The following is a 10,785-nucleotide window of genomic DNA, read 5'->3' on the forward strand; positions in this document are numbered from 1 at the left end:
CGGGGCCAGATCCAGACGATCCGGGGCGAGCTCGCGACCGCGCTCGGGGTCCCGGCGAACATCCCGGTCGACATCGCCGACCTCCCGCAGGACGTCGACGTCGAGACGTTCGGGGACTCGATCGACCGCCTGATCGACCAGGCGCAGAAGGACCGGCCGGACCTGGGCGCCGCGCGGGCCGAGGCGGAACGGGCGCGCGCCCACATCGGGACGGTTCGCGCGGAGCGGCTTCCCGTCGTCTCGGCGTTCGGGAACGCGAGCCGCCTCTCGTACGCGAGCCCGTCCGGCATCCCGTATCGCACGACGTACTCCGGCGGTCTGCAGCTCTCGCTCCCGCTCTTCGACGGGGGCCGCCGGGCTTTCGAGGTCCGCCAGGCACGCGAGGACGCCCTCGCCGCGTCCGGGCAGGCGCAGACGCTCGAGCAGCAGGTAGTCCTCCAGGTCTGGACGAGCTATTTCGCCGTCAACACCGCCGCGCAGCGGGTGCGGACCGCGCGCGACCTCCTCGACAGCGCCCGGCAGGCCGCCGAAGTGACGGCCGGCCGCTACCGTGCCGGCGTCGGGAGCATCCTCGACCTGCTCACGTCGCAGCGCAACCTCGCCGATGCCCGGGCCCAGGACGTGCAGGCGCGGTCCGACTGGTTCCAGAGCCTCGCGCAGCTCGCCCACGACACCGGAGCCCTCGGCCCGCTTCCGAAAGGATCGGCGGGGCCCGCTTTCGAGATGAAGGAAACGCCATGAAATGGAAGCCCGCCCTCGCCGGTTCTGTCCTCTGTGCCGCCGCTCTCGCGATTTCCGGCTGCGCCCGCAAGGCCGCTCCCCCTCCGCCGGAGGCGGTCCCCGTGACTTCCGCGAAGGTCGAGCGCCGGAACGTCCCGGTCGAGGTGACGGCGATCGGCCACGTCGAGGCGTTCTCGACCGTCGCCGTCAAGTCGCAGGTCGGCGGCACGCTGCTCTCCGTCGGATTCCGCGAAGGGCAAAACGTCCGCAAGGGGGACGTCCTCTTCCGCATCGACCCCCGGCCGTTCGAAGCCGCGCTCGCGCAGGCGCAGGCGAACCTCGCCCGGGACCGCGCGCAGGCGAAGAACGCCGCCGCCGACGCCGACCGCTATGCGGGACTCGTGCAGAAGGACTACGTCACCCGGGAGCAGTACGACCAGGTGAAGGCCAACGCCGAGGCGCTCGCGAGCACCGTCAAGGCGGACGAAGCCGCCATCGAGAACGCGCGTCTCCAGCTCTCCTGGTGCACGATCGCGGCGCCCATCGCGGGACGCACCGGGAGTCTCCTCGTCCATCCCGGCAACGTCGTGAAGGCCAACGACGACAACCCGCTCGTCGTGATCAACCAGATCGAGCCCGTGTACGTCACGTTCGCCCCGCCCGAGACCGCCCTCGAGGCCCTGAGGCGCCCGCCCGGCGGGCGGCCGCTCGCCGTCTCCGCCGCGTCCCCGGCCGACCCCGCGCATCCCCGCCAGGGCGAGCTGACGTTCGTCGACAACGCGGTCAATTCGTCGACCGGCACCATCACGGCCAAGGCGACCTTCCCCAACACCGACGAGTCGCTCTGGCCCGGACAGTTCGTCAACGTCACCGTCGTCCTCCGCACGGAGACCGACGCCGTCGTCGTCCCCTCCCCGGCGGTTCAGACCGGGCAAAACGGGTCGTACGTCTACGTGATCAAGCCGGACTCGACCGTCGAGTCGCGTCCCGTGTCGGTCGAGCGCACGCAGGGGACGATCACGGTCGTCGCCCGGGGCCTCGCTCCGGGAGAGCAGGTCGTCACCGACGGACAGCTCCGCCTGACGCCGGGCGCCCGCGTCGAAGTCAAGAAATCGGCGGAGGCCGTCTCATGAACATCGCCGAGATCTTCATCAAACGCCCCGTCATGACGACCCTCGTCATGGTGGGCATCCTGCTTTTCGGCGTCATGGGCTACCGGCTCCTGCCGGTCTCGGACCTTCCGAACGTCGACTTCCCGACGATCCAGGTCTCCGCGAGCCTGCCGGGAGCGTCTCCCGAGACGATGGCGTCGGCCGTCGCGACGCCGCTCGAGAAGCAGTTCACGACCATCGCCGGGCTCGACAACATGAGCTCCTCGAGCTCGCAGGGGACGACCCAGATCACCCTCCAGTTCAACCTGAGCCGGAACCTCGACGCGGCGGCCCAGGACGTGCAGTCGATGATCGCCGCCGCCTCCGGACACCTTCCGCCGGAGATGCCGTCGCCCCCTTCGTACCAGAAGGTGAACCCGGCGGACTCGCCGATCGTCTACCTGACGCTGACGTCGTCGACGCTCCCCCTGTCGCAGCTCGACGAATACGGCGAGACGTTCATCGCGCAGCGCATCTCGACGATCCCCGGCGTGGCGCAGGTGCAGGTGTACGGCCCGCAGAAGTACGCGGTGCGGGTCCAGCTCGACCCGAACGCCCTCGCGACGCGCGGCATCGGGATCGACGAGGTCGCGACCGCCGTCCAGAACGCGAACGTCAACCTCCCGACCGGCATCCTGTACGGCCCGTCGAAGGCGTTCACGGTCCAGGCGACGGGTCAGTTGAACGAGGCGGCGGCCTACCGCCCGATCGTCGTCACCTACAAGAACGGCTCTCCCGTGCGCCTCGACCAGATCGGCCGCGTCGTCGACAGCGTCGAGGCCGACAAGTCGGCGGCCTGGTACAACACCGACCGATCGATCTCGCTCGCGATCCAGCGCCAGCCGGGGACGAACACCGTCGAGGTCGCGGGCGCGATCATGCGGCTCCTGCCGATCCTCGAGAAGGAGATCCCGCCGGCCGCGAAGCTCCACGTCCTCTTCGACCGGTCGCAGTCGATCAAGGCGTCCGTCCACGACGTGAAGTTCACCCTCTTCCTCACGCTCTGCCTCGTCGTGATGGTGATCTTCCTCTTCCTGCGGAACGTCTCCGCGACCGTGATCCCGAGCCTCGCGCTCCCGCTGTCGATCGCCGGCACGTTCGCGGTGATGTACCTCCTCGGCTACAGCATGGACAACCTCTCGCTGATGGCGCTCACACTCTCGGTCGGCTTCGTCGTCGACGACGCGATCGTGATGCTCGAGAACATCGTGCGCCACATGGAGATGGGCGAACCCGTCATGCAGGCGGCGCTCTCCGGCTCGAAGGAGATCGGCTTCACGATCCTCTCGATGACGATCTCGCTCGCCGCGGTGTTCATCCCCGTGCTCTTCATGGGAGGGATCGTCGGCCGCCTCTTCCACGAGTTCGCGGTGACGATCGGCGTCGCGATCCTCCTCTCCGGATTCATCTCGCTGTCGCTGACGCCGATGCTCTGCAGCCGGTTCCTCCGCCCCCACGAGAAGAACGAGCGCCACGGGCGCGTCTACCAGGTTTCCGAGCGCGTCTTCGACAAGATGCTGGCGCTCTACCAGCGGACGCTGACGTTCGTCCTCCGCCACGGCCGCGCGACGCTCGCGTTCTCGCTCGCGATCCTCGTCGCGACCGTCTTCCTCTTCGCGAAGATCCCGAAGGGGTTCCTGCCGAGCGAGGACATCGGGCAGATCTTCGGCTTCACGGAAGGGGCCCAGGGGATCGCCTTCCCGGAGATGAAGCGGCACCAGCAGGCGGTGGCGTCGGTTTTGCTGCACGACCCGAACGTCGAAAACCTGCTTTCTTCCTGCGGGCCGCGCGGGCACATCAGCAACGGGAACCAGGGAATCGTGTTCGCCAAGCTCAAGGACCGCTCGAAGAGGAAGCTCTCGGCCGACCAGGTCATCCAGGAGCTGCGGCCGAAGCTCGACCGGATTCCCGGCATCCGCGTGTATCTCCAGAACCCGCCGCCGATCCGGATCGGCGGCACGCTCTCGAAGAGCCAGTACCAGTACACGCTCCAGGACCCCGACACGAGCGAGCTCTACCGCTACGCCCCCGTCCTCGAGGCGAAGATGCGGACCGTGCCGGGGCTGCAGGACGTCACGAGCGACATGCAGCTGACGAACCCGCAGGTCAACGTCGAGATCGACCGCGACAAGGCGAGCGCGCTCGGGATCACGCCGCAGAAGATCGAGGACGCGCTCTATACCGCCTACGGCACGCGCCAGATCTCGACGATCTACGCGCCGAACAACGAATACCAGGTCATCATGGAGCTCGAGCCCGAGTTCCAGAGCAATCCCGACGACATGTCGAAGCTCTACATCCACTCGGCTTCGGGCGCCCTCGTCCCGCTCTCGACCCTCGTTCGCTTCAGCCAGGGCGTGGGGCCGCTGCAGGTCACGCACACGGGGCAGCTCCCCTCCGTCACGATCTCGTTCAACCTGAAGCCGGGAGTGGCGATCGGCGACGCCGTCAAGGCGGTCAACGCGGTCGCGCGCGGCGTGCTTCCCGCGACCGTCACGACGAGCTTCCAGGGAACCGCGCAGGCGTTCCAGTCCTCGTTTCAGGGGCTCGGGATGCTCCTGCTGATGGCGATCCTCGTGATCTACATGGTCCTCGGGATCCTGTACGAGAGCTTCATCCACCCGCTGACGATTCTCTCGGCGCTGCCGTTCGCCGGCTTCGGCGCGCTCGTCACCCTGCTGATCTTCCACACGGAGCTCTCGATCTACGCGTTCGTCGGCATCATCATGCTCGTCGGGATCGTGAAGAAGAACGGGATCATGATGATCGACTTCGCGATCGAGGCGCAGCGCAACGAAGGAAAGGCGCCCGCCGACGCGATCTACGAGGCGTGCGTCGTGCGCTTCCGGCCGATCATGATGACCACGATGGCGGCCCTGATGGGGACGCTGCCGATCGCGATGGGGTTCGGCGCGGGCGCCGAGTCCCGGCGGCCGCTCGGCCTCGCGGTCGTCGGCGGCCTGATCTTCTCCCAGCTGCTGACGCTCTACGTCACGCCGGTCTTCTACGTCTCGATGGAGGGGCTGCGCGAGCGGCTGCAACGGCCGCGCGCGACGCGCGGGAGGCGCGAGCCGCCCCGGCCCGGAGAGCCCCCGGCTCCCCCGGCGCGGGAGGCCGCGGCGGGAATGCTGAGGCTGAGGGACTGAACCCTCGCGGGATTGGTGTCCCGTCCCGGGAATAACGATGGCGGCGTTCGGAGCGCCGCCGGGTGAGCTGCCAGTCGCCGCGATGATGGCGATGCGTTGCCATCGTCGCGTCGCGGCGGCGCCGCAGATTGCCCCGCGCCGCCCGAACCCGTAGGGCGCCAGTACATTGCGAACGATGGCGGCGTTGCGTCGCGGGCCCGATGCGAACGGCATCTGCTCCCGCGACGCGTCTTGCCCTCGTCCGCAAGCCACAGGCGCGCCGCCGCCGCTATTCCCGGGACGGGACACAAGCTCGGGGACCGGGAGCTCGTGTCGGCCCGGCGCGGTTTCTCGTCTGACCCGCTCGATCTCCGTTCCGAATTCAGCGCCGCGCACGGCGGTGCGCGTCCGCTGCAACGAGACGCGTTTAAGCCCCTTCGACGGCGGCGCCGACGACGACCGCTCCGGCGCGCCGGCGCACCGTGTGCTCGCGCAGGTATGCCTCGGCCTTCATCATCCGCTGGGTCCGCGCGAGCACGGCGACGAGGTACGGCACCTGCGAAGGGCGGACCTGGCGGATCCAGTCGATCCAGCGCTTCTCCCCGGCCGTGTTCAGGATGGACCGGCGCCAGGTCTCCGCGTAGAGCTCGAAAAAGCGACGGGCGCCGAGGCGGGGCTCCCAGAGCACGTGGCTCATGTCGAACTTGAACCAGGGCTGTCCCTGCAGCCTCTCCTCGTACCGGCGAAAGAGCTCAGTCCCGGGAAGCGGCGTCAGGATCGTGTACCCGGCGCGCTGGAAACCGTGCGTCGCCACGAACTCCCAGAGCTCGCGGAAGTTCTCCTCCCCCCAGTCGGGATCGACGAGGAAGTTCCCGGTCACGCCGTAACCGAGCTCGCGGGCGATCCGGGCCGCCTCGACGCTCTGGTTCGCCGTCGCGTCCTTCGTCACGTGCCGGAGCGCCGAGTCGGTGGCGCCCTCCAGACCGAAGAAAACGTCGAAATCACGGGCGAGCGGCCGCCATTCGGCGAGAAGGTCCGGGTGGCGGCAGACGAGGTCGGTGCGGGTCTGGACGAGGATCCACCGTTTCCGCACGCCGCGGCGTCTGAGCTCTCTCGCGAGCTCGAGGCTGCGCGCGGGATGGTTCCAGAACAGGTCGTCGACGACGAAGACGTTCTCTCCGACGCTCTCGAAATCGTCGGCGACCGTCCCGATCGCCCGCTCGCGGAAGCTGCGCCCGTAGAGCTGCCACACCGAGCAGAAGCTGCACCGGAAGGGACAGCCCCGGGCGGTCTCGACGAGCCAGACGGGCTTGAAGAGGAGACAGTGATACCGGTTCCGGTAGCGCGCGACGAGCTCACGCGCGGGTATCGGCACGGCGTCGAGCGCGGGCCGGTCCTCGACGCGTCCGGTCGTCCCCCACTCGGATCCGCGGCGGAGGCGAAGGCCGGGGAGGTCGGCGGCCGGCCGCCTGCGATCGAGCGCGTCGGCGAGCGAGGGAAAGATCTCTTCTCCGTCGTCCATGCAGATCGCGTCGAGATCGGGCGTTTCGAGGGGCTCTGAGTACGCCGCCGCGGCGTGTCCTCCCGCGACGACGAACGCCTCCGGGACCTCGCGCCGGACCGCGCGGGCCGCTCCGATCACCTGATCGTACTCGAGCGCGTGCATCCCCGAGATCCCGACGAGCGCGGGGCCGAGGCGCCGGGCGCGGCGCGCGACGTCCGGTTCGAATCGCGCGTCGACGATCTCCGTCTCGTGGCCGCGCCGCGCGAGCTCCGCGCCGATGTACTCGAGCCCGAGCGGCTCGACGCGGAAGAACGGACCGAGGCCGAATCGCTCGTTGCCCGGAGCGGGCCGGATCAGCAGGATCTTCATCGCCCTGGATCGCGGATTGTAAACTGAACGCATGCCGCTGCATCCGCCGCCTCCGGAGCCCGCCGCGAGTCCGCGCCGGCTTCGGAAATGGGTCGCGCACGGGCTCTCGAATACGACCGTCTACGGCGGGCTGCTCCACGGCGGCACGCGCCTCCCCCTCTCGGTTCTCCGCGCGATCTCCTTTGTCGGAAACGCGATCGCCGTCCGGACGCTCCGCGGCACCGTCCGCGGCGTCGCCGCGAACTTCGAGACCGCGCTCGGTCTTCCCCGCGCGCCGGCCCGGAATCTCGCGCGGGAGGTCTTCCGGCAGTACGGGCTGACGACCGTCGACCTCTGGCGTCTCCGCTCGGGCGCGCCCGAGCTCGCGCCGCGGATGACCACCCTCGAACGGGACGCCGCCGTGCTGCGGGGGCTCGTCCGGCAGGGACGCGGGTTCCTGCTCGCGTCCGCCCATGTCGGCAACTGGGAGATGGGGGCGGCGGCGATCCGCGCCGTCGGCCTTCCCGCCGCGGTGGTCGGCCAGCCCGAGCTCGATCCCGCCGTCCACGCCATGCGGCTCTCGATCCGCGCGCGGCTCGGCGTCGAGTCGATCGACATCGGCTCGACGATCGGGACCGCGCTCAGGGTCCGGTCGGCGGTGGAGGCGGGGCGCGTCGTCGCGCTCGCCGTCGACCGCGCCTACGCGGAGGACGAGATCGTCGTGCCGTTTTTCGGGAGGCCGACGCCCTTCCTGCGTTCCCCGGCGCTGCTGGCGCGGTTCTGCCGGTGCCCGATCCTCCCCTGTTTCTTCCTGCGCAACGCCGACGGCACCTACCGCGGCGTGCTCGCGCCGCCGCTCGATCCGGATCCCCGGCTCTCGCCCGACGAGGACGCGGCGCGGATCATGGGCGCGGTCGCACGCAGCGTCGAGGAGGTCGTCCGCGCGGAGCCCGCCCAGTGGTTCAACTTCTACCGTTTCTGGCCCGCCGCCGGCGGGCCGCCGGAACATCCGAAGTAAGATCGCACCGGATGAAGCGCGCGCTCATCACCGGCGTCACAGGACAGGACGGCTCGTATCTCGCCGAGCTGCTGCTCGAGAAGGGGTACGAGGTGCATGGAATGGTCCGCCGCTCCTCGAGCATCGCCCGTTCGCGGATCGACCACCTGAGCCACTGGCAGGGAGGCGGCGACGGGCCCCTCCTCCTCCACTACGGCGACCTGAACGATTCGTCGTCGCTCAGCCGCGTCCTGCGTACGGCGCGGCCCGACGAGGTCTACAACCTCGGAGCGCAGAGCGACGTCCGCGCGAGCTTCGAACTCCCGGAATACACCGGCCAGATCGACGCCCTCGGAACGACGCGGCTGCTCGACGCGATCCTCGACGCCGGGATGTCGCCTCGCTTCTACCAGGCCTCGACGTCCGAGATCTTCGGGAAGGCCCGGGAGTCGCCGCAGAACGAGGACACGCCGTTCCATCCCCGCAGCCCTTACGGCGTCGCGAAGGCCTACGCCTACTGGATCACCGTCAACTACCGCGAGGCGTATGGCTTCCACGCCTCCAACGGCATTCTCTTCAACCACGAAAGCCCCCGGCGCGGAGAGTCCTTCGTCACCCGGAAGATCACCCGCGCGGCCGGCCGGATCGCCCGGGGGCTCCAGGAGACCGTCTTCCTCGGAAATCTCGGGGCGCGGCGCGACTGGGGCTTCGCAGGCGACTACGTGGACGGCATCTGGCGGATGCTCCAGGCGGACGCTCCGGCCGACTACGTGCTCGCGACCGGCGAATCCCACAGCGTGCGGGAGTTCGCGGAAACGGCCTTCGCCCGCGCCGGGATCTCACTTCGCTTCGAAGGAGAGGGCGCGGAGGAGAAAGGGATCGACGCGGCGACCGGCCGCGTGCGGATCGCGGTGGAACCGCGATACTTCCGTCCGAGCGAGGTCGATCACCTCGTCGGCGATTCGACGAAAGCCCGGAAAGAGCTGGGATGGGAACCGAAGGTGCGCTTCCCCGAGCTCGTCGCGATGATGGCCGACGCGGATCTCGAGCTCTCCCGGCGCGAGGCCGAGGCCGAGCGGATCGGCGCACGAGCCGACTGAAGGCTTCGGGCGCCGCGGCGGGCACGCGATCGTACCGACTCTCTTGAAACCGACGATTTTGGAGCGGGAAACGGGGGTCGAACCCGCGACATCCACCTTGGCAAGGTGGCACTCTACCACTGAGTTATTCCCGCTCAGGGCGAAGGGGAAAGATAGCCAAGGACACGCGGCGAGTCAAGGAGACGACGCCCGGGTCGGCGTCTCGCGACTCGAGCGCGAAGCGGCATTCGTCATTCGAGCCCGCCGCGCTCGTCCCCGCCGCGGGCCTTCTTCAGAAACTCCTAGGGCGTGAAGTGGAGGGGCGCCGCGGCGCTGTCGAGACGGAACGCCGGGCCGCCCGCGGCCCCCACGTTGCCGAACGTCCCAGCCGGAAGCTCCCGGACGACCGCCACCCACGCCTGCTCCGCCGCCGGATCGGTCAAACCGGCCGCCTGCGGCGTCACCGTCGTGTTCAGGTTCAGGTACATCCATCCCGACTGGTACGGTATCGGGAACTGCCCCACCCCGGTCCGCACCTTCTGCGTCGCCGCCGGGAACGCCGCTCCGTTGACCGTCGGCGACGTCGACTGCGATGCCCGCACCGTCGCGCGCTCCTGTTCGTCGAAGAGCACCAGCCCCTCCCGCCCGAGCGGATACCAGTCCGGCAGCGTCCCGCACGTGAACCCCTGCTGGGCGACCTTCGGGTCCCGCCACACGATCACGTCGGTCGCCCCGGTGACGTACCGCGCCGCGAAATTCGTCGCGAGCGGCTCGCGATTGTCCGCGGCGCTCCACGGGGCCGAGTCCAGGCGGCCGTAGAACGTGTAGTTGCCCGCCGTCGTCGTCAACGGGTCGGTCGGCGAAGCCTTGATCGCCACCATTGGCGCCCCGTGCCCGCCGTTGCCGTGCGCGCCGCTGTTGACATACACGTACTCGCCCCAGATCACGTCCTGGTCCGTCGCGTCCCCGGACCCGCCCGGGTTGAAGTAGCCCGGATCGCCGGGAAAGCGGAGCGTGCAGTTGTTGACCGTGTCGACCGTGATGAACCCCCGCGCGAGGCCGGACGACGGGGTGCCCGCGCACTTCCCGTTGAAGCTCGCGAGTTGACCCGTCAACGACGCCTGCATGTAGTCGACGTAGAACGACGCCAGCTGCGTGAACGGCAGCTGGCCGTTGCAGCTCGCGAAATTGATGTCCTGGGAGAATTCGCCGTGCGGGCTGATCTTGTCCGTCGGATCCTGCCCCGCGCTCGCCGTCGCCGGGAACGTTCCGTTCAGGATGTTGCGCATGTCGAAGTGCTGCATGTCGTACCCGGTCAGATACACGTTCCACGCGAGCACCGGCACCGCCAGGTCCGACCAGATCGTCACGTGCGCCAAAACCGCCGTCGCCGACGCGTTGTTGATCCAGAACCGCGTCGTCCGGCCGGCCGGATGCGCGAGGTCCACCTCGAAATACGGCAGGAGCAGCGTCGACCCCGGTCGGGTCGAAACCGTCCCGATCACCTCCGGCGAGCTGTTCACGCCGATCCCCTCGGCGCGGGGAGCGAGCCCGACGAGAACCACCGCCGCCATCGCGGCGAGCAGCACGGAAACCGTCTTACACGTCTTCATCGTTGGTTCCTCTTCTCGCGGTAGCCGCGATCCACGGAGCCGTTGCGCCGGGTCACCGCCCGCGATCGCCCGTCCGCCGAAGGCTCCCTCTTCTCGCTACGGCGCAAAGTGGAGCGGCGCGGCGGCGCTGTCGAGACGGAACGCCGGGCCGCCCGCGGCCCCCACGTTGCCGAACGTCCCAGCCGGAAGCTCCCGGACGACCGCCACCCACGCCTGCTCCGCCGCCGGATCGGTCAAACCGGCCGCCT

7 protein-coding genes and 1 tRNA gene are annotated in these 10,785 nt (G+C 69.3%); 5 read left to right on the plus strand and 3 right to left on the minus strand.

The features are described 5' to 3' along the window. From VKH46_00400 to VKH46_00410, 3 genes are all read left to right on the plus strand, one after another. Nucleotides 1-741 (plus strand): TolC family protein (locus VKH46_00400; protein ID HKB69275.1); only part of this gene is annotated, 741 nt, incomplete at its 5' end. Continuing rightward, nucleotides 738-1,853 (plus strand): efflux RND transporter periplasmic adaptor subunit, encoded by a 1,116-nt coding sequence (locus VKH46_00405; GenBank protein ID HKB69276.1) that lies wholly within the window; start codon nt 738-740, stop codon nt 1,851-1,853. The genes VKH46_00400 and VKH46_00405, both read left to right, overlap by 4 nt. Further along, the gene (locus tag VKH46_00410; protein ID HKB69277.1) at nt 1,850-5,017 is read left to right on the plus strand and encodes an efflux RND transporter permease subunit; all 3,168 of its coding nucleotides are present in this window, start codon (nt 1,850-1,852) and stop codon (nt 5,015-5,017) included. The genes VKH46_00405 and VKH46_00410 overlap by 4 nt, the downstream gene beginning before the upstream one ends. Nucleotides 5,018-5,423: 406 nt before the next feature. Here VKH46_00410 and VKH46_00415 read toward each other — a convergent pair whose 3' ends face one another. After that, complete coding sequence (locus VKH46_00415) at nt 5,424-6,869, minus strand: radical SAM protein (GenBank protein ID HKB69278.1); 1,446 nt, start codon at nt 6,867-6,869, stop codon at nt 5,424-5,426. Nucleotides 6,870-6,900: 31 nt separating this feature from the next. Between VKH46_00415 and VKH46_00420 the strand changes: the two genes are divergently transcribed. Together VKH46_00420 and gmd are read left to right on the plus strand one after the other, a co-directional pair. Next, complete coding sequence (locus tag VKH46_00420) at nt 6,901-7,866, plus strand: lysophospholipid acyltransferase family protein (protein HKB69279.1); 966 nt, start codon at nt 6,901-6,903, stop codon at nt 7,864-7,866. A gap of 11 nt (nt 7,867-7,877) precedes the next feature. Next, the gene (gene gmd, locus VKH46_00425; GenBank protein ID HKB69280.1) at nt 7,878-8,945 is read left to right on the plus strand and encodes a GDP-mannose 4,6-dehydratase; all 1,068 of its coding nucleotides are present in this window, start codon (nt 7,878-7,880) and stop codon (nt 8,943-8,945) included. Between the two features lie 59 nt (nt 8,946-9,004). Here the strand turns inward: gmd and VKH46_00430 are convergent. Both VKH46_00430 and VKH46_00435 read right to left on the minus strand, forming a co-directional pair. Continuing rightward, nucleotides 9,005-9,079, minus strand: a tRNA-Gly gene (locus tag VKH46_00430). 147 nt (nt 9,080-9,226) lie between these two features. Further along, nucleotides 9,227-10,537 (minus strand): hypothetical protein, encoded by a 1,311-nt coding sequence (locus tag VKH46_00435; protein HKB69281.1) that lies wholly within the window; start codon nt 10,535-10,537, stop codon nt 9,227-9,229. Nucleotides 10,538-10,785: the final 248 nt, after the last annotated feature.

The organism is Thermoanaerobaculia bacterium, from assembly GCA_035260525.1.
In the GTDB taxonomy this organism is placed as follows: Bacteria; Acidobacteriota; Thermoanaerobaculia; order UBA5066; family DATFVB01; genus DATFVB01.

Excerpts from the sequence above, each read along its gene's own strand:
- VKH46_00415 (HKB69278.1), bottom strand. The coding sequence starts at position 6,869 with ATGAAGATCCTGCTGATCCGGCCCGCTCCGGGCAACGAGCGATTCGGC.
- VKH46_00435 (HKB69281.1), bottom strand. The coding sequence starts at position 10,537 with ATGAAGACGTGTAAGACGGTTTCCGTGCTGCTCGCCGCGATGGCGGCG.
- VKH46_00405 (HKB69276.1), top strand. The coding sequence starts at position 738 with ATGAAATGGAAGCCCGCCCTCGCCGGTTCTGTCCTCTGTGCCGCCGCT.
- gmd (HKB69280.1), top strand. The coding sequence starts at position 7,878 with ATGAAGCGCGCGCTCATCACCGGCGTCACAGGACAGGACGGCTCGTAT.
- VKH46_00420 (HKB69279.1), top strand. The coding sequence starts at position 6,901 with ATGCCGCTGCATCCGCCGCCTCCGGAGCCCGCCGCGAGTCCGCGCCGG.
- VKH46_00410 (HKB69277.1), top strand. The coding sequence starts at position 1,850 with ATGAACATCGCCGAGATCTTCATCAAACGCCCCGTCATGACGACCCTC.